Source organism: Eoetvoesiella caeni, from assembly GCF_003315175.1.
GTDB classification, from domain to species: Bacteria; Pseudomonadota; Gammaproteobacteria; order Burkholderiales; family Burkholderiaceae_B; genus Eoetvoesia; species Eoetvoesia caeni.
Window position 1 is genome coordinate 239,287 of sequence record NZ_QNRQ01000002.1, and the last position, 24,559, is coordinate 263,845.

Below are 24,559 nucleotides of genomic sequence, written 5' to 3' on the forward strand. Positions count from 1 at the left end.
CATCCATTCCGCCTTCATCGCCGGCAAGGGCGCCCCGCGATACAGCGCGGCTCTTGCCAGGCGGATTGAAGTCTGAAAGCGTCATAGCGTAGCGGCTCGGTCCCAGCCTCCGCCAATAGCGCGTACCAGGTCAACAGCCACCCGGGCGCGCTCGCCGTCAAGCAGCACGGCGGCGCGCCGCTGCTGCAGGACCATCCGGTCCGCGTCGATCACGTCCAGATAGCTGACCGACCCTTCCCGATATTGAAATTGCGATAAGCGAGCGGCTCGTGCCGCCGACTCGACAGCGGCATCCTGGACCTGGCCTTGCTCGCCCAGGATGCGCAAGCTGGACAAACCGTCCTCCACTTCGCGAAAGGCATTCAGCACTGTCTGCCGATACAAGGCAACGTCTTCTTCGTATTTGGCACGGGCGCGATCCAACCCGGCCTGACGCTGGCCGCCGTCGAAAATCGGCAGCGACATCATCGCGCCCACCAAAGGTCCCAGCAAAAAAGCTCGGCTGGACCACTGGAACAAGTCTCCCAACTGGGACGATTCATATCCCAGGGCCCCGGTGATGTTCAGGCGCGGGAAGAAAGCCGCATGTGCCGCCCCAATGCGGGCATTGGCCGCCGCCATGGCCCGTTCGGCAGCGGCAATATCGGGCCGGCGCTCCAGCAAGGACGAGGGCAGGCCAGCCGGAATTCCCACAGCAATACGTTGCAAGTTACGCGCGTCCAAGGAAAATCCGGAAGGCGGCTCTCCCAGCAAGATCGCCAGCGCATGCTCGGCCACGGCGCGCTGGCGCGCAATGCCCAAGGACTCGGACTGGGCCGCGGCCAGTTCCGACTTGGCGCGCGCGACATCAAGTTCGCCGATATCACCCTCGGCATAACGCCTTTGCACGAGCTCCAGCGCTTTTTGGCGCAATTCGACCGTGCTGCGATACAAGGCTTGTTCGGTATCCAGCCTGCGCACCAAAAAATATCCTTGCGCCACATCGGCCTGCAAGGCCAGCTGCACCGAGCGCAGCAGTGCCTCACTTTGCTGCGCGTCCGCGTCGGCGGCGTCCACAGTGGATGCCACCCGCCCGAATAAGTCCGCCTCATAGGAAACGCCCGCCTGCGCCCGCCAAAGCGTCGTGGGCGAGTTGGGTGCATCCGCCGGCAAACCCTGCGATGCGTTCGACGCACGCTGGCGGGTCGGGCCGAAAGCAGCCTCGACCTGCGGCAACTGCATCGCCTGCGTGCCCCGCTGCAGGGCACGTGCCTGTTTTACCCGGGCGGCCGCGGCCTTCAGGTCCTGATTGGCTGCCAGGGCGCGTTCTTCCAGTGCGTCCAGATCCGCATCCGCGAATATCGCCCACCATTTGCCGCGGGCAACCGCATCGGCGGGCTGCGCCGCCTTCCAGCGCTGCGCATCCTCGGGCGACAGAAAGGCTTCCTTGAACGCACTGGGGGCATCCACCGACGGCGGACGATAGGCCGGCCCGACTGAACAGCCGGCCAACGCCAGCAACAGCATACTGGCCACGAAATAAGGCCGTATCGATTTAATCATTGCAATATTCCTCATTCGGTGTGGGCGGCAAGCGCAGAAATTTCATTGGCCGGCGCGGAATGCAGGCGCTTGCGCCCCAGCGAACGCAACAGCACGTAGAACACCGGCGTCAGGAACAAGCCGAACAAGGTCACGCCCAGCATGCCGAAGAACACGGCAATGCCCATGGCATGACGCATTTCCGACCCTGCCCCCACCGAAGTCACCAAAGGCACAACCCCCATGATGAAAGCGATCGACGTCATCAGAATAGGCCGCAGGCGCAAGCGGCTTGCCTCGATGGCGGCTTGCACGGTGGCAACGCCGCGCAGCTCCAGCTCGCGAGCGAATTCCACGATCAAGATGGCGTTCTTGCATGCCAGGCCCACCAGCACCATCAGTCCGATCTGCGTAAAGATATTGTTGTCGCCCCGGGTCAGCCATACCCCAAACAGCGCGGCCAGAATACCCATGGGCACAATAAGAATGACAGCCAATGGCAGGGTCAGGCTCTCGTACAACGCCGCCAGAACAAGAAAGACCAGCAGCACGCTAATAGGAAATATCCAGATTCCCGCATTGCCCGCCAATATCTGCTGGTAAGTCAGGTCGGTCCATTCGAACTTGACGCCGCGCGGCAAAGTTTCCGCAGCAATGCGCTCGGCCGCGGCCTGCGCCTGCCCCGAAGAGTATCCGGGCGCCGGCCCGCTATTGATGTCCGCGGCGGTGAAGCCGTTATAGCGAACTACCATTTCAGGGCCGTAAGTCGGCGTTACTTTGACCAGCGACGACAAGGGCACCATGTCGCCGGCGCCATTGCGGGTCTTCAATTGAAGAATATCCTCGGGCCGCGCACGATATGGCGCATCCGCTTGCGCCCTTACCTGGTACACGCGCCCGAAGCGATTGAAGTCATTGACATACAGCGAGCCCAGATATATTTGCATCGTCTCGAAAACATCCGTCACCGGCACACCCAGTTGCTTGGCCTTGATCCGGTCCAGGTCTACGTCAAGCTGCGGCACATTGATCTGGTAGCTGGAAAACGACGGACCCAGTTCCGGAGCCTTGCGGGCCTGCTCAAGGAAGTCCTGCGCGGCGGCATTCAAGCCGGCATAACCGATAGAGCCGCGATCTTCCAACTGCAGCTTGAAGCCGCCAACGGTGCCCAGGCCCATGACGGGCGGCGGTGGAAACACGGCAATATACGAGTCCTTGATCCCGGCATACTGCTGGTTCAGGGCCGCTGCAATGCTGTCTGCCGACAATGCCTTGTCGCGCCGTTGCTCGAACGGCGCAAGCGTCGCGAAGACAATGCCCGCGCTGGAGCTGTTGGTAAATCCATTGATGGACAGCCCCGGGAACGCAAGCGCGTGTTCGACACCTGGCTGCTTGAGCGCGATGTCGCTCATGCGCCGGATTACCGCTTCGGTGCGATCCAGCGAAGCGCCATTGGGCAACTGCGCGAAACCGATCAAATATTGCTTGTCCTGCGCCGGCACGAAGCCGCCAGGCACAATGTAGGACACGCCCGCGGTCAGGGCCAGCAGGACCAGGTATACGCCCATGAACGCCGCCTTGCGGCCCACCACACCCGACACCCCTTTGGCATAGCGGACCGAAGCGCTGCCAAACATTCTGTTGAACCATGCGAAGAAGCCGCCAAAGAAACGATTCATGACACGGGTAAGCCAGTCGGGGCTTTGGTCATGGCCCTTTAGCAATAGCGCAGCCAGCGCGGGCGACAACGTCAGTGAATTGAATGCCGAGATCACCGTGGAAATGGCAATCGTCATGGCAAACTGCTTGAAGAACTGGCCGCTGAGTCCTGTCATGAAGGCCAGCGGCACAAACACGGCGACCAGCGTCAACGCAATGGCGACAATAGGACCGCTGACTTCCCGCATGGCCCGGTAGGTTGCTTCACGCGCAGACAGGCCCTCGGCAATATTGCGCTCGACGTTCTCGACCACGACAATGGCATCGTCCACCACAATCCCTATGGCCAGCACCAGCCCAAACAGAGACAAGGCGTTGATCGTGTAGCCGAAAGCCAGCATCAGCGCGAACGTCCCCACTATCGATACCGGCACCGCCAATAAGGGAATGATCGACGCGCGCCACGTCTGCAAAAACACAATGACCACCAGCACGACCAGCGCAATGGCTTCCAGCAAGGTCATTACCACCGCCTTGATGCTGGAACGCACGAATTGCGTGGGGTCGTAGACAATGCTGCTTTTCACGGACGGCGGAAAATCGGCCGATAGCTCCTTCATGGCGGCCCGCACATTGTCCGACACCGCCAGGGCGTTGGCGCCCGGCGACTGCATAATCGCCAGGCCCACGGCAGGCTTGTTGTCCAGCAAAGAGCGCAGGCCGTATTCAGCCGACGCCAATTCAACGCGCGCAACATCGCCCAGGCGCGTCACAGCGCCGTCCGCGGATGTCTTGAGAATAATGTCGGAAAATTCCGCTTCGGTGTGCAAGCGGCCGTGCGCATTGACAGACAGTTGCATGGGCACGCCGGGCAGGCTGGGCGATGCGCCGATGACGCCCGCCGCCACCTGGACGTTCTGTTCCCGTATAGCCTGGATGACGTCGTTGGCCGTCAAGCCGCGCTGGGCGATTTTCTGGGGGTTTAGCCAGATGCGCATGGAGTAGTCGCCCGACCCCCACAGCTGCACCTCGCCCACGCCAGGAATGCGCGCCAGCCTGTCCTTGACATTAAGCACGGCGTAGTTGCGCAGGTAGGTAATGTCGTAGCGATCGTCGGGCGAAATCAGGTGCACGACCATGGTCAGGGTTGGCGAACTCTTGACCGTCGTCACACCCAGCCGCTGCACGTCCTCGGGCAGGCGCGGCAACGCCTGGGCCACGCGGTTCTGCACCAACTGCTGCGCCTTGTCGGGGTCGGTACCCAGGTGGAAGTTGACAGTGATAGCCAGGTTGCCGTCGCTGTTTGCCTGCGACTGCATATACATCATGTTTTCCACGCCGTTGATGGACTCCTCCAAGGGCGCGGCTACCGTCTCGGCGATGACCTTGGGGTTGGCCCCCGGATACTGGGCGCGCACAACCACCGACGGCGGAACGACTTCAGGATATTCGGAAATCGGCAGCTGGAACAGCGCCAGGGCGCCGGCCAGCAAGATAAGCACCGACAGCACACCGGCAAATATGGGCCTGTCGATAAAGAACTTGGAAATATTCATAAGAATCCAGAAGGAACGATCAGGAGTTGTCTGCGGCGTTTGCGCCATGCACGCCGGCTTCAGACACGGCAAGATGCGGCTCCGACGAAACCGGCACCGTCTTGGGCGTTACCAGGTCGCCCGGGCGGATCCGCTGCAGCCCATTGACGACTATGCGTTCGCCCGCCTTCAGGCCGGTTTCCACCACCCTCCAGCCCTCCTCGCCCGAGCCCAGGCGCACTTCGCGATAAGCGGTCTTGTTGTGCTCGTCCACGACGACCACAAACCGCTTGTCCTGGTCCGTGCCTATGGCTTTCTCGTCGACCAGCACTTTTGCACTAGGCGCCCCGCCGCCCAGCCGGATCCGCGCATACAGGCCCGGTACCAGAGCGCCATCGGCGTTGTCGAAAACCGCTCTGAGCCGGATCGTCCCCGAAGAAGTGTCGAGCCGATTATCAATGGAGGCGATGCGGCCATGGCGCGGGTAGCCGCTTTCATTGGCCAGCCCCAGCAAAATCGGGATCTGGGTTTTGGCCTGGCCGCGGGCCGGGCTGACAAACTTCAGGAAGCTTTGCTCGTCGATATCGAACGAGGCGTACATATTCGAGACCGAAACCAGCGACGTCAAAGGCGCCGAGCCGGCGCCGGCCGCCACGACATTGCCCACCGTGACTTCCGCGCGCGACACCCGGCCCGAAATGGGCGCGATGATCTGCGTATGCTCCAGGTCCAGGTTGGCTGCTTCCAATACCGCCTTGGCAGCCTGCAAATCCGCAGCGGCAACGTTGGAGGCGTTTCGCTTTTCTTCATAATCGCGCTTCGCAATAGCGTTATCGGCCAACAAGCGCCTGCCCCGGGCCATGTCCGCCGCCGTGTACACCACGCGTGCCTGCGCAGCCGCCAGTTGGGCTTTGGCCCGGTCCACCGCCGCCTGGTAAGGCCGTGGATCTATCGTAAACAGCAGGTCGCCCTTTTTGACCAGGCTGCCGTCGGCAAAATGCACGGCCGTAAGCGTGCCGGAAACCAAAGGCCGGATCTCTACACGATCCACCGCCTCAAGGCGGCCAGAGTACTCATGCCAGTCCGTAACGGTACGGCTCTGAACCGTCGCCACGTCGACGGCCGTGGCCAGACTGGGCGCGGTCGCGGCAACAGCCTGACTGGAGCCCACGCCGGCATGCCAAGCGGCAAAGCCGCCGGCGACAAAAGCTATGGCGAGCACCGCCATAGCGTATCGATTACGCAGTAAAAACATGATGATCCTTGAGATTAGCGTTCTTGGCGCATACGGCTCGAGTGGACAAAACCTGCATCGAGCCGATTTACAACGCTCACACCGTATGAATTGCGGAGAAGTAGGAGTATTATTTATTGTTTATAGAAACCGATAAATACAAAGTTTTTAACAACACTATTCGCGCAACCTGAACAATCATTCGAGGTTGCCGTGTCCGTGTTTCGTTATCACTACTTCGTTCGGAGCCCACAATGGACCGCTTCCAGGCAATGCAAGTCTTCACCCGCGTGGTCGACGCCAACAGCTTTACGCTGGCCGCCGACAGCCTGGGCCTTCCACGGGCTACCGTCACGACCACCATTCAAAACCTGGAACGCCAGTTGCGGGTGCGGCTGCTTAACCGCACGACGCGGCGCCTTAGCCTGACGCCCGACGGCGCGTCGTACTACGAAAGCTGCGTCCGCATACTTGCAGATGTGGAGGACGCCGAAGCTTCTTTCCACGATGTGGGGCGGGGGCCGCGGGGACGCTTGCGCATCGACACGCTTCCTTCGCTGGGGCGCCTGATACTTGTGCCCGCGTTGTGCGATTTCCATACGCGCTATCCCGATATCGAACTTGCGATAGGCATGAGCGACCGGATGGTCGACATGGTGCAGGAAGCCGTTGACTGCGTGATACGCGTCGGCGAGCTGCGCGACTCGAGCATGGTGGCCAAGCGCATCGGAACCTACGAAAGCGTTACCTGCGCCGCCCCCGCCTACCTCGACCGCTACGGCGCACCGGCCTGCGTTGCCGACCTGCAAGAGCATCGGGCCGTGCATTATTTTTCTGGGCGCGCCGGCCGGAACATCGACTGGAGCTTCCTGGTTGATGGCGAAGCCGTCGATATCGCCATGAAAGGCGACATTTCGGTCAACGACTCCGAGGCCTACATCAAATGCGGCCTGGAAGGCTTCGGCATAATCCAACCCGGCCGATACATGGTCGAACCCCACCTTAAATCCGGCGCCCTGCGCGAGGTGCTGACGCAATGGACGCCACCGCCCATGCCCATCTCCGTCGTCTATCTGCATAACCGGCATCTGTCGCCCAAAGTACGGGTGTTCGTCGATTGGATAAGCGCGCTGTTCCAGGATTGCCCGCTGCTGGGCAAATACGCCGGCACAGAGGGCTTCCATGAATGCAAGTTCGGAAAGCAGGAAGAAAAGCCACGCCCCGGCACCCGCAGCCTACCAGCGCAGGAAGGCATGGTGGAAACCGCCTTCTGAATCACGGTGGCGCGGCAAGGTTCCCGCGCGTTTCCATACACGCAAGCCCGCCGCGCCCGGCCTGGCAAAGCCACGGCTTCAGTTGCGCATATACAGATTCGGCGGCCGCCCGGTGGCCTTTTTGAACATGGTCGAGAACGACGATGGGCTTTCATAGCCCATGTCCAGCGCCACGGTGGTCACGCTGTCGCCAAGCGACAAGCGCGCCATGGCGGCAAGCACACAGGCTTGCTGCCGCCAATTCACAAAGCTTATTCCGGTGCCTGCCACAAAGCGGCGATAAAAAGTACGTTCGCTGATGTGCAGCCGCCTGGCCCAGTCCGCCGGCGTGGAAGCCAGCGTTGGCGCCTTGAAGAACGCCTGGCACAGCGCGGCCAACTGCTCGTCGCGCGGCATGGGCAAGTGCAAGGGCACGACACGCTGAACAACCGTTTCGTGCAACAGCATTTTCATCAGTTGCCCATCGCGCGCATGCTCGTCATACCGCGCAGGAACAAGCATTGCTGCGTCGATCAGCTCTTTCAGCAGCGGCGACACTTCCACAACCTGGCAGCGCGACGGAGGCTGGCTTATCGCCCCGGCCCTGAAATACAGGCTGTGCGTAGTTACATTAATGGTGCGCAACTGATGCGGCACATTCGCCGGAATCCATGCCGCAAAGCCCGGCGGCACAATCCATGCGCCAAACTGCGTTTCCAGCTGCATTGTTCCGGTCTTCACATGCAGCAGCTGAATCCGCTGATGCGAGTGTGTCTCGACCACGTACCCGTCGGGATACACCGAGGATAGCGCCAGGACATCGCGATCGGCGTTGTCGATCAGGTCAAGGCGTCGTTGCGTAGGCACGGGCATGGCTGGATTCCGCTGATACAAATGAATGGCCGAAATTCGATGATGGTTGTCCTATATTCTAAAGACAGTCAGCCCCGTCTTGCTTATATTGACACAACCATAGTCTTACAATAGTGATCAACACACCATGAATGAAGCAACCATCCCGGCAGCTTCGGCTGCCCCGCATAAAGACAAGTCGTCGTCCGGCGTCGCGTACCGGGTATTGACTGCCATCAGCGTTTCGCACCTGCTGAACGACATGATGCAGTCCGTGCTGATTGCACTATACCCGGTGCTGAAGGGCAACTTCGACCTGACTTTTACGCAGATTGGCTTCATCACCCTGGCGTTTCAGTTCTCTGCTTCGCTGCCGCAGCCCCTGATCGGACACTTCACCGACAAGCGCCCCAAGCCCTATTCCCTGCCCATCGGAATGAGCTTTACCTTCTTTGGCCTTATCCTGTTGTCGCAAGCCTGGAACTTCACCAGCATCATCATTGCCGCCTCGCTGATCGGCATGGGGTCTTCCGTGTTTCACCCCGAATCCTCGCGCGTGGCGCGCTTGGCCTCCGCGGGCCAGCACGGTCTGGCGCAGTCCATCTTCCAGGTAGGCGGAAACCTTGGCTCTTCCCTGGGTCCCCTGCTGGCCGCCCTGATCATCGTGCCGCTGGGACAAGGCAGCGTAGCGTGGTTTTCGCTTGGAGCCCTGCTGGCCATTGCCATCCTGTACCGGGTAAGCCGCTGGTATTCGTATAACCTGACAAGCAGCCGCGGACATGCCACCCTGGCAAAAAGCGAGACCGGCCTTACCCGCCGGCAAACCGGAGGCGCGCTCAGCGTGCTGCTGGTCCTGGTGTTTTCCAAGTACTTCTATCTTGCCAGCCTGACCAGCTACCTTACTTTCTATTTGATACACCGCTTCGGCACCTCCATCCAGAACGCCCAGTATTGCCTTTTTGTCTTCCTTTTCGCTGTGGCCCTGGGCACGGTGGTGGGTGGGCCTGTCGGCGACCGTATCGGACGCAAGCGCGTCATCTGGGGATCCATTCTTGGCGCAGCACCTTTCGCATTGATGCTGCCTTATGTAAACTTCACATGGACCATGGTTCTGGTTTTCGTCATTGGCATCATCATTGCATCGGCCTTTTCCGCTATCCTGGTTTATGCTCAAGAACTGGTGCCAGGCAGAACCGGTACCATTTCAGGATTGTTCTTTGGCCTGGCATTCGGCATGGCCGGCATCGGCGCCGCTGCGCTAGGAAAACTGGCTGATATCACGAGCATAGAGTTCGTCTATCATGTATGTGCCTTCCTGCCCTTGCTCGGTGTCACCGCATTCTTGCTGCCCAACGAGGGAAAACGCTTTCATTCGTGACCGCGCGGTACCAGCGGCCATGAACGGCTCCCTCCGGAAGAACAAGGCTTGCGCTTGAGCCCGTGGCAGACAGCCACAACCTTGATTGCCTAGGAGATGTTTGATGACCCCCAACCCGCGCGCCGTTACGCCCACGGCAGTTGTCGCCGCCCCCGAAAAAATCGGCGACAGTCTCAAGCAGCACGCCGCCGAAGGTCAAGAATCACGCAAAGGATTGATGGCACGCCTGGGAAGCTGGTGGGAGCGCGAGCGCTCCCCCGGCAGTGCCGAAATAAAGGCTTTATATACGGCGCGCTTGACCGATGTCGCGGCCAACCGCACGGCAAAGCAATGGTGTGCGCAGTATCTGGCCGCCGACGGCAAAGCGCGGCGCGCCTTGCTGGCCCAACTGGTCCAGGCCGGCGCAGACCTGGAACCACGCGCCGATCTCGGGCTACGGCTGCTGCGCCGCCTGAACGTGCAAACAGACAGTCTGCAATTCATGGTCGAGCTGCGCGCCGACATGCTGCACTGGCGCAACCAGGTGGCCGGCCTGGCCGTGCTCGAGCACGAACTGGAAAGCCTGCTTTCGAACTGGTTCGATGTGGGCATGCTCGAACTCAAGCCCATTACCTGGGACTCGCCCGCCTCCTTGCTGGAAAAGCTCATCCAGTACGAAGCCGTGCACGAGATCCATTCCTGGGACGAGCTCAAGCACCGGGTGGCCCACAACCGGCGCTGCTACGCCTTTTTCCACCCGCGCATGAGCGACGTACCGCTCATCTTCGTCGAGGTTGCCTTTGCCCACCAGATGGCCGGCAATGTACAAGTCCTGCTCGACCCCAAGACCCCGGCCGAAGACCTGGACAAAGCCCGCTGGGCCATCTTCTATTCCATCTCCAACACGCAGCCGGGCCTGCGCGGCATCAGCTTCGGCAATTTCCTGCTCAAGCGCGTAATAGAAGAAGTTCTGCGCGAAATGCCGCGCCTGAAGTCCTTTGCCACCCTGTCGCCCATTCCCGGATTTACCGATTGGCTTAAAAAGCAGGACCGGCAAACGCTGCAAGCCATTCTGCACGATCGCTCCGAAGCCAAGGCCGTCGGCACCGAAGACCACGCCGGCGCGTTGTGGGCAGCCAAGCTTCAAAAGGCGGCTGTCGGCCAGGCATCCGAGCTGGTCCAGCGGGCGGGGCTGAAGCTGGCCGCACATTACCTGACCGCCATCAAGAACGGCCATCCCCTTGATCCCGTGGCGCGTTTTCATCTTGGCAACGGCGCACGCATAGAACGCGTCAACTGGGCCGCCGACAATTCGCCCAAAGGCCTGGAACAATCGTGCGCCATCATGGCCAACTACCTGTACGACCTGAACGAACTGGACCAGAACCTGGTGCAACTGGCCGCGGGCAAGCCCAGCGTTGGGCGAAACTTTAAGCGGCTGTAAGGCGACTGAAAAGCAAGCATCGGCGAGACTCCCTACCCTGCGCGCTGCCAGTCCAGCGCCCAGCTTACCACTTGGAAGATGGGCGCCAACCGCGACAGGCTTACTGCAATGTATCAAGCAGGTCGGGGCCGAAGACCTCGCGGTAAATGCGGGCCGGCGGCACGCCCTTGGCAACGAGAGCAATCCATTGGGCCTGCATGAAAGGTACGGGTCCGCACATATAGACCTTGGTGTCGGCATAAGACCATTCAGGCAAGGCTTCAATTTGCATGCGGCCTTCCTGCACATCCGCCAGAACCTTGTATTCGTCGCTCAGGATCTCGTAGAAGGTGACGACTTCAAGTGCCTGCATCGTTTCAAGCGCACGGGCCAGATCCTGGCGGTGGGCGTGATATTCAGGGCTGCGGGCGGCATGGGCAAAGATCACCTTGCGACCGGGATTGACGTCGGCAATACGGTTCAGCGCAGAAATCATGGGGGTAATGCCCACACCTGCCGAAAGCAGAACAATCGGCTCGTCGCTTTCAGTATCGGGCGTGAAGTCACCGAAAGGCGGCGTCACCTGCAGGATATCGCCAGCCTTCACGTTGTCGTGCAGCCAGTTGGAAACCACACCCGCCGGCGTTTCGGCGCCCGGTGCTTCGCGCTTGACCGAAATGCGCACCTGGTTGTTGCCCGGCGAGTCGGACAGACTGTATTGACGCAATTGACGCTGGCCGGTGGGCAGCACCACCGCCACGCTGACATACTGGCCCGGCACAAACGAGCGCAGGGTTGAATCATCTGCACTGGTCAGCACAAAAGAGCGCACTTCGCTGCTTTCGTCATTAACCGACAGCACGCGCATTTCGCGCATGTAGCCGGGCTCCATGTCCGCGGACTCATACAGCTTTCGCTCTTCGGCAATGAACGCGTCGGCCAGCATACCGTAAGCCTCGCCCCATGCCGAAAGCAGTTCGGGCGAAGCCGCATCGCCCAATGTTTGCTGGATCGCACCCAGCAAATGGCGGCCCACAATGGGATAGTGTTGGGCCGTAATGCCCACCGATGCGTGCTTGTGAACAATGCGGCTGACCACCGGCGCCAGCACATCCGGGTTGTCGATATTGGCGGCATAGGCAAACACCGCGGCTGCCAGCGACTGCTGTTGAGCGCCGTTGGCCTGGTTCCCCATGTTGAAGATGTTCGTCAGCTCTGGGTGCTCTTCGAACATGTTCTTGTAGAACGTACGGGTGATGGTAACCCCGTGCTCGCGCAGGACGGGAACGCTGGCGTCAATATAGGGACGCGCTTCGACTGACAACATGCTTACTCCAATTGATATATACAAAATGTATCTTTTGAGAAAAAATCATGGGCTCCAGTAAAAGCCGCAGTACTACGGCCCTACTGGAACCCGCTTAAGGCTATTAGGAATCCTTTGACTCCACCAACAAACCGGTCCGCCCTTGGAAGGCTGCACGGCAGTGGATGGCTTAATCATATCAATTAAATATATCTTTAAGCCAGACAAGAGAACGCATTTTTTGACGTAAATCAAAGAATGGCACCGTAGTGGCCAGGGAGCAGTTAAGTAGAAACACAACCACACCACCAAAATAAATGTAAACAAGAAAAAAGCTCACATCCATGGAGGCTGTGAGCTCGCTATTTACATTTAACTAAAAGGACGCTCTAGAACGGAATATCGTCGTCCATATCGGCCAGGTTAGCGGCTGGAGACGCCTGGGGGGCGGCCGGGCGGGGCTGGGCGGGACGCTGTTGCGTACGTTGCTGCTGCGGGGCCGAGCTGTAATCGCCGCCGCCCATGGAAGCGTCGCCGCCTTCGCGGCCGCCCAGCATTTGCATTTGGTCGGCCACGATTTCCGTACTGAAACGGTCGGCGTTGGTCTCTTTGTCTTGCCATTTACGAGTTTTAAGGCGGCCTTCGACATAGACCGAGCGGCCTTTTTTAAGGTATTCGCCGGCGATTTCGGCCAGGCGGTTATAGAACACCACCCGGTGCCATTCGGTTTCTTCGCGTTTTTCGCCGGAGGCTTTGTCTTTCCATTGCGATGTGGTGGCAATGGAAACGTTGCAAATGGCGGCGCCGTCAGGGCTGTAGCGAACTTCGGGGTCCCTTCCCAGGTTGCCGACGAGGATGACTTTGTTGACTGAGGCCATGGTGGTATTCCTAAACTTTAAAAATTTATGATGCTGACATTATCGTCGATAAAGACGATATTGATAGTGTATATCGCAGTTCTACGCGGGATTATTCTGCCCTGCCTGAAAGCCGCGAGCCGTCAGGAACCAGACAAATGCCAGCGCTGCCGCCGCCAGAAACACTTTGGACGCGCCATGTGAAACCAGCAGCCCGCCGACCACGCCGCCGGCAAAAACGCCCAGCGATTGGGCCGTATTGTAGAACCCCAGGGCCAGGCCCTTGTATGCGGGGGGCGCAACGCGCGACACCAGCGAGGGCTGCAGCGCCTCGAGAATGTTAAATGCAATGAAAAACCCCACAAACAAGGCCACCGTAGCCATGAACCCGTCGCTGGCCAGCGGGAAAAGCGCCAAAACCACCACCAGGCCGGCCACGGCAACCTCCAGGGCCACCTTATGGGCGCGCCGCGTTTCGGTATAAAACACGGCGGGGACCATTAAAACAAACGATAACAAAATAACCGGTAAATAAATTTCCCATAGGCGCGCGGAATCGTAACCGCCCAGGCGTGCCAGCAGGCCCGGCGCCACGATAAAAATCGCCATCAGAATGAAGTGCAGGCAGAACACGCCGAAATTCAAACGTAGCAAATCGGTATGGGCCAGCACATCGCGGGCGGTAGCCTGAACAATGGGCGCCTCGCCGCGCGGCACGTCCGGAACCACAAAAGCCGCTATCAGCAAACAAACAAAGCCCAGCAAGCTGATGGCCCAAAACAGTCCGGACAAGCCGAATTCGCCAACCAGCAAGGGCGAAAGCACCAAGGAAACGGCAAATGAAAGCCCGATGGAACCGCCCACCATGGCCATGGCGCGTGTGCGCACTTCGGGCCGGGTCGCGTCCGCCACCCAGGCGGTAATAGCCGCCGACACGGCTCCGACCCCCTGAACGACCCGCCCCGCAATGATCCAGTTGATGTCGTTGGCCAAAGCGCAAATGACGCCGCCAATGATGAACAGCACCATGCCCAGCACAATAATGGGCCGGCGCCCGTAGCGGTCGGAGGCCATTCCCAGGGGAATTTGCATAATGGCCTGCGTCAGGCCGTAGGCGCCCAGGGCCAGCCCCACCTTGGCCGCATCGTTGCCGCCCGGAATTGACAGCGCCGCCACGGCGAAAATGGGCGTAAGCAGAAACAGGCCCAGCATGCGCGAGGCAAACAATAAAGCCAGGGCAATGCTGGACTTGCGCTCTACAGGCGTCAGTCTTAGCTTGGCCCGGCCGGGGTCCTTGCCGTCCGGGCTGCTGATATCGCGGGTCGCGTTGAAATTGCTCATGGAGGAAGCCTTACATATTAATTAGCTCGTGCCATTACGCACGGAACGGCGCTGCGCGCTATAGTAGCAAGTTAGCCTTTGAAAGACCTGAAAAGAACCTGATGGACGCGATTCGCATCCGGGGCGCCCGTACGCACAACCTTAAAAACATTTCCGTCGACCTGCCGCGCCACAAGCTCGTCGTGGTAACAGGGCTGTCCGGCTCGGGGAAATCGTCGTTGGCTTTCGACACCTTGTATGCCGAAGGCCAGCGCCGCTATGTAGAAAGCTTGTCGGCCTACGCGCGCCAATTCCTGCAATTAATGGACAAGCCGGATGTCGACCTTATTGAAGGCCTGTCGCCGGCTATTTCGATCGAACAAAAGTCGGCCGGGCATAATCCACGTTCTACCGTAGGCACGATTACCGAAATTCACGATTATTTGCGCTTATTGTACGCGCGCGTCGGCACGCCCTATTGCCCCGACCACGGCCTACCGCTGCAGGCGCAAAGCGTCAGCCAGATGGTCGACAAAGTCATGGCGTTCGCCCCCGACACGCGCCTGGCCATCCTTGCGCCGATTGCGCGGGCGCGCAAGGGCAGCTTCGAAGACGAATGCGCCAGCTTGCAGGCACAAGGTTTCGTGCGGCTGCGGGTAAACGGCGAAATGGTCGAAATCGACCGCCTGGGCCCCCTGAAGAAAACCGAAAAACACGATTTCGACGTCGTCGTCGACCGTTTGCGCGTCAAGCCCGAAAGCCAGCAACGCCTGGCCGAAAGCTTCGAGACCGCCATCAAGCTGGCCGATGGCCGGGCAATTGCGCTGAACATGGATACCGGAGACGAACAGGCCTTCTCCAGCCATTACGCCTGCCCAATTTGCCAACACAGCCTGACTGAACTGGAACCGCGCCTGTTCAGCTTCAACAATCCGGTGGGAGCCTGCCCAAGCTGCGACGGCCTGGGCCACGTGGACTTCTTCGATCCCAAGCGGGTCGTTGCCTTTCCCGAGCTTAGCCTGGCCAGCGGCGCCGTCAGCGGCTGGGACCGGCGCAATGCGTTCACGCATACGCTGCTTACCAGCCTGGCGGCACACTACCATTTTGAAATCGAGACGCCCTTCGAGGAATTAAGCGAAGAGGTGCAAAATCGCGTGCTTTACGGCTCGGGAGAAGAAGAAATTCCCTTCCTGTACCTGAACGAAAAAGGGCGCAGCACCGTCAAGACCCACCCGTTCGAAGGCATCATCCCCAATCTTGAGCGGCGCTGGCGCGAGACCGATTCCAGCGCTGTGCGCGAAGAACTGGGCAAGTACCGCCATACAAAAACCTGTCCGGCCTGCGAAGGCTCGCGCCTGCGCATCGAAGCGCGCAACGTCTTGATCGGCAACGAGCCCGGTCCTGCACAACGGCGCGGGCGCGCCATCTACGAAGTCGAAGCGCTTTCTTTGGCCGCCTGCCTGGCCTGGTTCCAGGAGCTTGAACTGAGCGGCGCCAAGAAAGAGATTGCCGACCGCATCGTGCGCGAAATCGAAGCCCGCCTGCAATTTCTGAATAATGTCGGCCTGAACTACCTTTCGCTGGATCGCAGCGCCGACACTATTTCCGGCGGAGAAGCCCAGCGCATCAGGCTGGCCAGCCAGATAGGCTCGGGCCTGACCGGCGTCATGTACGTCCTGGACGAGCCCTCCATCGGCCTGCACCAGCGCGACAACGACCGCCTTATCCAGACCCTGCAGCATCTGCGCGACCTGGGAAACAGCGTCATCGTGGTCGAGCACGACGAAGACATGATCCGCTGCGCCGACTTCATCGTCGACATGGGCCCCGGCGCCGGCGAACACGGCGGAAGCGTCGTCGCCCAGGGCACGCCGCAAGAGCTGGCTCTCAATCCCGATTCGCTGACAGGCCAGTACCTGACCGGCGCCAGACGCATTGCCATTCCCGAGCGCCGGCCGGTAACGCCCGAGCAGCCCTGGCTGCGCCTTAATGGCGCCACCGGCAACAACCTGAAATCCGTGAACCTGGCCATCCCCGCCGGGCGGCTGGTCTGCATTACCGGCGTGTCCGGTTCGGGCAAGTCCACCCTGGTCAATGACACCCTGGCCACCGCGGTGGCGCATGAGCTGCACCGCGCCCAGACCGAACCCGCTCCTTTCGCGTCCCTGGAAGGCCTGTCGAACTTCGACAAGATCATCAACGTAGACCAAAGCCCCATCGGCCGAACCCCGCGAAGCAATCCTGCCACCTATACCGGGATGTTCACGCCCATACGCGAACTGTTCGCCGGCGTGCCCGACTCGCGCACACGCGGCTACGACCCCGGCCGCTTTTCGTTCAACGTAAAAGGCGGGCGCTGCGAAGCCTGCCAAGGCGACGGCGTCGTCAAGGTGGAAATGCATTTCCTGCCCGACATGTACGTGCCCTGCGACGTATGCGGCGGCAAACGCTACAACCGCGAAACCCTGGAAATCCGCTACCGCGGCCGCAACATCAGCGAGGTGCTGGACCTGACCGTCGAACAGGCCCTGACTTATTTCGAGCCCGTGCCCTCAGTGGCCCGCAAGCTCAAGACTCTGATGGATGTCGGCCTGTCGTACATACGCCTGGGCCAAAGCGCCACAACGCTTTCAGGCGGCGAAGCCCAGCGCGTCAAGCTTTCGCTTGAACTCTCCAAGCGCAGTACCGGCCGCACCCTTTATATCCTGGACGAACCCACCACCGGCCTGCACTTCCAGGACATATCGCTATTGCTTGAAGTACTGCGCCAATTGGTCGACGCCGGCAACACCGTAGTGATCATCGAGCACAACCTGGACGTCATCAAGACCGCGGACTGGGTCGTCGACATGGGCCCGGAGGGCGGCAACGGCGGCGGAGAGATCGTGGCCCAGGGCACGCCCGAAGACATAGCCGCCTGCCCTGAAAGCTATACCGGCCGGTACCTGAAGCCGTTGCTTGGCGCATAGCAAGCCGGCGAACGCGCCGCAGCCCGGCCATACACCGGCGAAAGCCATATGCCTGGCATAGCCCGCCGGGCAATACGGCTTACGCCGCCGGGTCCTTCACGTTGGGAACGGTAATAAATTCCACGTTATAGATTTGGCCTTTTACCTTCTCTGCGCGCCGGATATAGACATTTTGGATAATGTCGCGCGTTTCCGGGTCGATGCTGATGGGTCCGCGCGGACTTTCCCAGTTCATGCCTTTCATGGCGGCCAGCAATTGATCGCCGCTGGCGTTCGGACCCGCCTTTTTCAGGGCAGCATAAATAAGATGCATTCCATCGTAACCGCCCACCGACATTAAGTTGGGACGCATCTTGTGACCAGGCATTTTCTCGAATGCCGCCACATAGGCCCGGTTTTCCGGCGAATCGTGCGCGGCCGAATAGGGCTGCGAAGTCACGACTCCCAGAGCCTCGTCGCCCATGCTCGGAAGCAAGTCGTCGTCCAGCACGTCGCCTGCGCCAATAAGCTGAATGCCCGCCTCGGCCAGCCCTTTCTCCTTGAACTGCTTCATAAGCCCAATACCGGGGCCTGACGGCAGAAATACAAACACCACATCTGGCTTGGCGTCGCGCACCCGCTGCAGAAATGGCGCGAAATCGGGGTTTTGCAACGGGACACGAATACTTTCAAGCACTTTGCCGCCGCCGTCGGTAAAGTGCTTGACGAAGAACTTCTCGGCGTCATGTCCCGGGCCGTAATCGCTGATCAAGGTAATAGCGCTCTTGATCTTGGGATTCTTGGCGGCCCAGTCGGCCAGCGGAGTGGTTATTTGAGGCAGAGTCTGGGACGTGCGGACAATATAGGGCGACTTCTTGATGACCGATGAAGTAGACGCTCCCATGACCACCATGGGCACCTTGGCTTGTGTCGCGACCGGTGCGGCTGCGAAAGCCAGGGGAGTCAATCCGAAACCCGCAAGAATATTGACTTTGTCCTGGACGACCATTTCCTGGGCAATACGCTTGGTGTTTTCGGGCTGCAAGCCGCCATCGTCCCGGACAATGACTTCAATCTTGCGCCCATCGACCGTATCGCCGTGCTGCTGCATATACAGCTGGACAGCGGCATTCATTTGTTTGCCTGTGGAAGCGAAGGGACCGGTCATCGGAACGATAAGTCCGATTTTGAATGGCTCGGCGGCAGCAGGCGCCGCCACGGCGTATGTCGCCACAGCAGATGTCGCCAGGCAGGCCACAGCAAGGGCGGCCCTGATAGTGCGTTTCATTGTATCTCCTTGAGGTCGGCATATTGGCTGCATAAGCCGACGGTTTACGTCCCTGGCAAGTACGGTAAGTGCCCGCCCGGAATGTTGTAGTAATTGTTATGGTGTCTCGGAGTTTTCTATTCTTGCCTCAATCCATGGGCGCGTCGACACCAAAATACTTTTAAGGGTATCTAAAAAGCTTATAACGGCCCGGCATGGCATTCGACTACGGCGCAAACAGTGGCACACTTGCCCAAAGGACTCAGTTCATTCGGAATATAGGGCAGATCAGATGATTAAAAGCAGGCTCGATATAAACCAATGCGGACATGGACTCCGTTTGGGCAGCGCCGAAATAACCCGGGTGCAGGACTATCATGGTCCCGGCTTCAAAAGCACATTCATGTTTCCGGACTTCAAGCCGGAAATGTGGCAAGAACAACAGGACTGGCTGATTCCAAGGTTCTACGATCCGGCCGAGGACCGCATACAAACCAGCATCCACAGCTGGCTGGTCCGCACCGACCGCCACACCATACTTATCGACAGCTGCATCGGCAATCATAAGCACCGGCCGATCAACCCCCGCTTCGACATGCGCAATGAACCGTGGATCGAACGCCTCGCCGCCGCCGGCGCAAGCCCTGAAGACATCGATTTCGTAATGTGCACGCACCTGCACTCGGACCATGTGGGCTGGAATACCCGGCTGGAAAACGGCAAGTGGGTGCCGACATTTCCCAATGCCAAGTACATATTCACCCGTAGCGAGTTCGAACGCTGGGACGAGCGCCGACCAGACCACGTACCTCGCGAGTCCGAGGCCTTCGTGTTCGCCGACAGCGTCCTGCCGGTTGCCGAAGCCGGGCAAATGATTCTCGTGGAAGACGGCTATACCGTCGACGATTTGCTGACCGTCGAGTCGGCACCAGGGCATACGCCGGGGCACGTCAAGATCCGGCTGAAAACAGCCGGCCACCAGGCAATGTTCTGTGGCGATGTGATTCACCATCCCATCCAGCTGCCTTACCCCGAAGTGTGGTCGGTCTTCGACGACGATCCCGTGAAGGCCTTCCAGACCCGTCTTGGCGTCCTGCAAGACTGCGCAAACAACGGCATTATGCTGCTGCCGACGCACTTTGCAGATCCGTTCGTTTGCCTGGTCAAGCCGAACCCCAGCCGCCCGCAGCCGTCATTTCTTCCGTCCTGGCACTTATGACGGCCATGCCTGGCCTGGTGCACGGCAGGCCGGTATATCGGATCATACAAAGGAGACCAAGAATGTCGATTTACATCAGAAACGCGTGGTATGTCGCGGCATGGGCCAGCGAGGTCAACCACGAACTGTTCAAGCGCACTATTCTGGGCGAGCCCATAGTTCTTTATCGCAAGAACGACGGCACGCCCGTCGCGCTGATTGATCGGTGCGCCCACAAGCTGCTGCCCCTTTCAATGGGGCGCTTGGTGGGCGATTACGTTCAGTGCGGCTATCATGGCCTGGAATATGATTGCAGCGGAGCATGTGTTCGCGTACCGGGGCAGGAGCGCATTCCCGCTACGGCCAAAGTACGCAGCTTTCCACTGGTAGAGCGCTATAACGCCATCTGGATCTGGATGGGCGATCCGGCCAGGGCGGACCCTGCCGCAATCCACGAAGTCCGAAAGATCAATGAACCCGGCTGGGCTGTCATCGACGGCGGCTATCAATTGCATGGCGGCGACTATCTGAATATCGCCGAGAACCTTCAAGACCCGGCGCATACCACTTATGTGCACTTGCGCACTATTGGCAATCCCGCAACCAGCGATGTTCCGGTCAAGGTCGAACAAGGGCCCGATTATCTCGTCACCTACCGCTGGTCCAATAACGTTCCGCCGCCGCCCATCGATAAAAGGAATGGCGATTTCAAAGGACTGGTCGACCGTTGTCAGTACTACCACTATTTCCTGCCCTGTGTCTCGCGGGTGGATGTTGTTACGATGGACGCCGGCCAAGAGCATACCGAAGAGAATATGGACAAAGGCCTGCGTCTATACGGATACAAGTTCCTCACCCCCGAAACCGAGACCACAACGCATTTCTTCTGGATGCAGGTACGCAATTTCGGAGTGGATGACAGCAAGATGCAGGCCGAACAGTTTGCCAGCCTTGATCAGACTTTCGCCGAGGACAATGTAATCGTCACCGCCGTGCAGCGCGAGCAAACCGCAACCGGCACACGTCAACAAACGTGGCTATCCATTGATGCAGGACCGTCACGCGTCAGGAAAATGCTGGAAGACATGGCGGCAGCCGAACAGACTGCCACATGACAACCAACTGCCGGGCGTGGCGCCATCACTTCATATGATTGGCGCCATGCCGGCTATGCCGCCACCCGGCGCGAAAGCAGCGCGGCCACCAACGCCGAAGGGACTACAGCGCCGATATTGTTGCGCACGGTCGCCAGAGTTCCCTCATGGCCAACGCGGCTGTTGCTGCCGACACAGTCTTCGGCAACCACAATGTTGTATCCGCGAAAGAACCCTTCGCGCAATGTCGAATCGACGCAAACATTGGTCGCAACACCCGTGATCGCTAGCGTCTTGATACCGTGGGTATGCAAGAACTCGTCCAGTCCGGTGTCGTAAAAGCCGCTGAAGCTATGCTTGTTCACCACCATATCGTCCGGCTTCGGCTCGATTCCGTAGGGCGCCGCCCCCCATGTGCCCTCCAGGCAGCAACCTTCTTCACCGCGCTTGACGATGTATGGATCGGTCAGGTATTTAAAGTCGTAGATAGAGTAAATCCACACCACCGGCACACCGGCCTCGCGGACGCTGTCTATCAGGGTTTGTATATTGGCGGCGATAGCCGGCGCAAAGCCGACATCATAGCCCCGCCGCTCATGCAGATAGCCGCCTTCGGCGCAGAAGTCGTTCTGCATGTCGATGACCAGAAGTGCGGTATGTTCGGCTTGAAGCTGCTCTTCAAGGGTTCGCAGAATGCCGCTCATGCCTGGGCCGCCCATTGCTCAGGTACAGGCATGACGGTATGGCACTTATCGCAGGTGCGGAACTCTTCCGATCCGTAAAAATTATCGTAGGCGCGCGAGACCGGGTCGGCCTTGTAGTCATCGACGGTATAGCGCTCTTCATGCAGGAAGTGATCGCAGTTCGGGCAGAACCAATGGAAGCGGTCGATCTCGCCAGGCATACGGGCCCGCTCGATTACCAACTGAAAAGAGTCGGGTGCAAAACGCGGAGAGTGCGGCACCAAAGGAGGCTGAAACAGGCAGGAGCCTTCGGGGACAAACGCCACTTTCTCCTCGCCCTCAGGAGTCCGGTAATGCAAATTCAAATCCCCTTTAAGGGAGTACTGGACTTCATAACTGGGGTTGACGTGGAATTCGCTACGGTATTCGCGTCCGCGCGCGACAAAGGCCAGCGAATCGGGCGTCAGCCACAACTGCCGCGTCCTCTTTCCCGACTCGAGCAAAGAATGCATAATCTCTTCAAGATCAAGATTGGGCATAACAAAATTTGGGGTAACAATCATGGTATTTCTCCTGGAGTCGGCTCATATAGCGCCGCCGCTACGATAAATACATTCTTGCATGTGTCCCGGGGCTTCTGCCATCTAAAACGCTTTTAACGATACCGAAAAACCTTATGAGATCTCTGTGAAGTCCAGTACTTCGGAACCCATCGTCCCGCATACCAAACATCTAAGAGTCTTCGACGCGGTCTGCCGCCTGGGCAGCATGGCCAAGGCGGCAGACGAACTAAGGCGTGCGCAGTCAGCCGTCCAGAATTCGATTCAACAGCTGGAGGACGCCCTGGGCGTCAAGCTGTTCGAAAGGACCACGCGGGGCATGCTTCCCACCAGCGCGGGCAAAGTGCTGTCACGCAGGGTGGAGTTCGCATTTGCTGAAATGCAGACGGCCCGAACGGCCTTGAAGGAAATTTATGAGGACAGCGGGCTTCAGCCGCGCAATGCTCCCGTTTTTTCGCTGGCGGTCAACGAACGTCGGCTCGCGGTGCTGGTCGCCTTCTCCGAACACAAGCATATGGGCGCCGTCGCCAACCGGATGAACATCTCGCAGCCGGCGGTAAGCATGGCTTTGCGCGATATGGAGCTCAGTACCGGGCTTGCTCTTTTCGATCGCTCCACGTCAATCGTCCGGCTGACGTCCGTCGGAGAGCTGCTGGTGGCGCATCTTAAGCGGGCTTTGACCCAGCTGCGCCTGGCGGCAGCAGAGATCGCCGCCATGAATGGCGTCATGGAAGGCCGCATAACAATCGGCGCACTCCCTTTCGGACGGCCTTACATCCTGCCCACGGCCATTGCCAGCCTGCATAAAAGGCACCCTCAGCTTTGTTTTACCACCGTGGAGGGACCGTTCGAAACCCTGACTCATGGCCTATGGTGCGGCGACATCGATCTTGTACTGGGCGCTCTGCGCCCCGTCGGGCAATATGCCGACCTGGTCCGCGAAGATCTATTCAGCGACCGCATGGTCATCATTGCACGAGCCAACCACCCGCTAAGCCTGAATAGCCATCTGGGTGCGGACGACCTGCTCAATGCCGATTGGATACTGCCCAAGCGCCACACGCCCACGCGCGAAGTCCTGAAAACGGCTTTCGGAACCCTGGGCATGCGCCAACCTCACGTGGCCGTCGAATCATCGGACCTTTCAATGATCCGTGGGCTACTGCTTAACAGCGATATGATTACCGCAGCCTCCCGGCATCTGTTCCAACCAGAAATCAACGCCGGGGCGCTCGTGATCCTTCCAATAGATCTGCCCGAAACAGATCGCCCCATTGGCATTCTGCGACGCACACAAGACCACTCTGCGCCAGGCGCACAACTGCTTATAGAAGAAATCAGGGCAATGGGATTGATGCCCATCAATCCATGCTGAACAACATCCGGTGCTCTCGAATCGCATACCGATCCGTCATCCCCGCAATGTAGTCGGCAATGGCCCGCGCCTGCGCCGTCTCGTCCTTGCGCCGGTATTCGTCCTGCAGCAGCCTTGGCTCGTTCATGAACGCAACAAACAGCTCGCGCACAATGCGGCGTGCCTTTGTGGTCATGCGGATCACACGGTAATGCCGATATAAATTCGTCAGCAAGAAGCTTTTCAGAGCGTCAGCCTGCGCTCGCATGGAGGCCGAAAACGCCGCCAGCGGCGGTGCCGCCCGCACGGCGTCCGCATCTTGCGGGTCGCGCTCGCGAATATTGGCCAGCGTCGTTTGCGTCAGGTCAACTACCAGGGTGTTGATCATTGCCCGTATCGTTTCCGAAATGGCGCGGCGGCGTTCAAGATTGGGATACCTGCGCATGACTTGGGAGTAATGCGTGGAAAAAATCTCCAGCATCTGCAATTGCTCGATCGTGATCAAGCCCGAACGCAGGCCGTCGTCGATATCGTGGTTGTTGTAGGCGATCTCGTCCGCCAGGTTGGCGATCTGCGCCTCGAGCGAAGGCTGGGTACGATCCAGAAAACGCTGGCCTACCTCACCCAACTTGCGGGCATGCGAAACCGAACAATGCTTCAGGATGCCTTCGCGGGTTTCAAAGCACAGATTCAGGCCATTGAATGCGGCATAGCGCTCTTCAAGCTCATCGACAACACGCAGGCTTTGCAGATTATGTTCGAAGCCGCCTGCAGAAGGCATGAGTTCATGCATGCATGCGTTAAGCTCGTCCTGGCCCGCATGGCCGAAAGGCGTGTGGCCCAGGTCATGGGCCAGCGAAATGGCTTCGGTCAGGTCTTCATGCAGGCCCAGATTGCGCGCCAGCGTGCGCGCTATTTGCGCCACCTCGATGCTGTGCGTAAGCCGCGTGCGGAACAGGTCGCCCTCGTGGTTGATGAACACTTGCGTTTTATATTCGAGCAGGCGAAACGCATTGCAATGAATGATACGGTCGCGATCGCGCTGGAACTGGCTGCGATTGGCCGGAGGCGCCTCGGGATGAAGCCGTCCCCGGGACTGCGCAGGGTTGCAGGCATACGGCGCCAACTCGGTCATGCC

The 24,559-nt window shown here is 59.3% G+C and carries 18 protein-coding genes; 7 read left to right on the plus strand and 11 right to left on the minus strand.

The window, feature by feature from the left end:
- Positions 1-81 precede the first annotated feature (81 nt).
- From DFR37_RS04740 to DFR37_RS04750, 3 genes are read right to left on the minus strand one after another with little or no spacing between them, the layout of a single operon-like run.
- Positions 82-1,557 (minus strand): efflux transporter outer membrane subunit, encoded by a 1,476-nt coding sequence (locus DFR37_RS04740; protein WP_113932087.1) that lies wholly within the window; start codon positions 1,555-1,557, stop codon positions 82-84.
- Complete coding sequence (locus DFR37_RS04745; protein WP_113932416.1) at positions 1,554-4,736, minus strand: efflux RND transporter permease subunit; 3,183 nt, start codon at positions 4,734-4,736, stop codon at positions 1,554-1,556. The genes DFR37_RS04740 and DFR37_RS04745 overlap by 4 nt, the downstream gene beginning before the upstream one ends.
- Before the next feature lie 19 nt (positions 4,737-4,755).
- Positions 4,756-5,970 carry an efflux RND transporter periplasmic adaptor subunit gene (locus tag DFR37_RS04750; RefSeq protein WP_113932088.1) on the minus strand — a complete coding sequence of 405 codons (1,215 nt, stop codon included), beginning with the start codon at positions 5,968-5,970 and terminating at the stop codon, positions 4,756-4,758.
- Between the two features lie 233 nt (positions 5,971-6,203).
- On the opposite strand from DFR37_RS04750, the gene DFR37_RS04755 reads away from it, so the two are divergent.
- Positions 6,204-7,223: a LysR family transcriptional regulator gene (locus DFR37_RS04755; protein ID WP_113932089.1), complete on the plus strand. Its 1,020-nt coding sequence runs from the start codon at positions 6,204-6,206 to the stop codon at positions 7,221-7,223.
- 78 nt (positions 7,224-7,301) lie between these two features.
- Here DFR37_RS04755 and DFR37_RS04760 read toward each other — a convergent pair whose 3' ends face one another.
- Complete coding sequence (locus DFR37_RS04760; RefSeq protein ID WP_113932090.1) at positions 7,302-8,075, minus strand: AraC family transcriptional regulator; 774 nt, start codon at positions 8,073-8,075, stop codon at positions 7,302-7,304.
- 127 nt (positions 8,076-8,202) lie between these two features.
- Between DFR37_RS04760 and DFR37_RS04765 the strand changes: the two genes are divergently transcribed.
- Positions 8,203-9,432 carry an MFS transporter gene (locus DFR37_RS04765; RefSeq protein ID WP_113932091.1) on the plus strand — a complete coding sequence of 410 codons (1,230 nt, stop codon included), beginning with the start codon at positions 8,203-8,205 and terminating at the stop codon, positions 9,430-9,432.
- Positions 9,433-9,535: 103 nt separating this feature from the next.
- Positions 9,536-10,855 carry a malonyl-CoA decarboxylase domain-containing protein gene (locus DFR37_RS04770; RefSeq protein WP_113932092.1) on the plus strand — a complete coding sequence of 440 codons (1,320 nt, stop codon included), beginning with the start codon at positions 9,536-9,538 and terminating at the stop codon, positions 10,853-10,855.
- Between the two features lie 100 nt (positions 10,856-10,955).
- Here DFR37_RS04770 and hmpA read toward each other — a convergent pair whose 3' ends face one another.
- The 3 genes from hmpA to DFR37_RS04785 form a co-directional block, all read right to left on the minus strand.
- On the minus strand, positions 10,956-12,161 hold the full coding sequence (hmpA, locus tag DFR37_RS04775) for an NO-inducible flavohemoprotein (protein ID WP_113932093.1): 1,206 nt from the start codon (positions 12,159-12,161) through the stop codon (positions 10,956-10,958).
- A gap of 368 nt (positions 12,162-12,529) precedes the next feature.
- A complete protein-coding gene (gene ssb / locus DFR37_RS04780; RefSeq protein ID WP_113932094.1) occupies positions 12,530-13,018 on the minus strand; it encodes a single-stranded DNA-binding protein in 489 nt (162 codons plus the stop codon).
- Positions 13,019-13,099: 81 nt separating this feature from the next.
- Positions 13,100-14,338 carry an MFS transporter gene (locus tag DFR37_RS04785; protein ID WP_113932095.1) on the minus strand — a complete coding sequence of 413 codons (1,239 nt, stop codon included), beginning with the start codon at positions 14,336-14,338 and terminating at the stop codon, positions 13,100-13,102.
- Between the two features lie 101 nt (positions 14,339-14,439).
- On the opposite strand from DFR37_RS04785, the gene uvrA reads away from it, so the two are divergent.
- A complete protein-coding gene (uvrA, locus tag DFR37_RS04790) occupies positions 14,440-17,286 on the plus strand; it encodes an excinuclease ABC subunit UvrA (RefSeq protein WP_113932096.1) in 2,847 nt (948 codons plus the stop codon).
- A gap of 79 nt (positions 17,287-17,365) precedes the next feature.
- On the opposite strand, the gene DFR37_RS04795 is transcribed toward uvrA, so the two are convergent.
- Complete coding sequence (locus DFR37_RS04795) at positions 17,366-18,553, minus strand: ABC transporter substrate-binding protein (protein ID WP_113932097.1); 1,188 nt, start codon at positions 18,551-18,553, stop codon at positions 17,366-17,368.
- Positions 18,554-18,872: 319 nt separating this feature from the next.
- Here DFR37_RS04795 and DFR37_RS04800 point away from each other — a divergent pair, with 319 nt between their 5' ends.
- Positions 18,873-19,751 (plus strand): MBL fold metallo-hydrolase, encoded by an 879-nt coding sequence (locus DFR37_RS04800; protein WP_170139830.1) that lies wholly within the window; start codon positions 18,873-18,875, stop codon positions 19,749-19,751.
- A gap of 62 nt (positions 19,752-19,813) precedes the next feature.
- The gene (locus DFR37_RS04805; RefSeq protein ID WP_170139831.1) at positions 19,814-20,845 is read left to right on the plus strand and encodes an aromatic ring-hydroxylating dioxygenase subunit alpha; all 1,032 of its coding nucleotides are present in this window, start codon (positions 19,814-19,816) and stop codon (positions 20,843-20,845) included.
- A 53-nt stretch (positions 20,846-20,898) separates the two neighbouring features.
- Here the strand turns inward: DFR37_RS04805 and DFR37_RS04810 are convergent, their stop codons facing one another.
- Positions 20,899-21,528 carry a cysteine hydrolase family protein gene (locus tag DFR37_RS04810; protein ID WP_170139832.1) on the minus strand — a complete coding sequence of 210 codons (630 nt, stop codon included), beginning with the start codon at positions 21,526-21,528 and terminating at the stop codon, positions 20,899-20,901.
- Positions 21,525-22,070 (minus strand): 3-hydroxyanthranilate 3,4-dioxygenase, encoded by a 546-nt coding sequence (locus DFR37_RS04815; protein WP_113932101.1) that lies wholly within the window; start codon positions 22,068-22,070, stop codon positions 21,525-21,527. Before DFR37_RS04815 ends, DFR37_RS04810 begins: the two co-directional genes overlap by 4 nt.
- 124 nt (positions 22,071-22,194) lie before the next feature.
- Between DFR37_RS04815 and DFR37_RS04820 the strand changes: the two genes are divergently transcribed.
- Positions 22,195-23,442: a LysR family transcriptional regulator gene (locus DFR37_RS04820; protein ID WP_242341712.1), complete on the plus strand. Its 1,248-nt coding sequence runs from the start codon at positions 22,195-22,197 to the stop codon at positions 23,440-23,442.
- On the opposite strand, the gene DFR37_RS04825 is transcribed toward DFR37_RS04820, so the two are convergent.
- Complete coding sequence (locus DFR37_RS04825; protein WP_113932102.1) at positions 23,429-24,556, minus strand: deoxyguanosinetriphosphate triphosphohydrolase; 1,128 nt, start codon at positions 24,554-24,556, stop codon at positions 23,429-23,431. The two genes, DFR37_RS04820 and DFR37_RS04825, sit on opposite strands and share 14 nt — an antisense overlap.
- Positions 24,557-24,559: the final 3 nt, after the last annotated feature.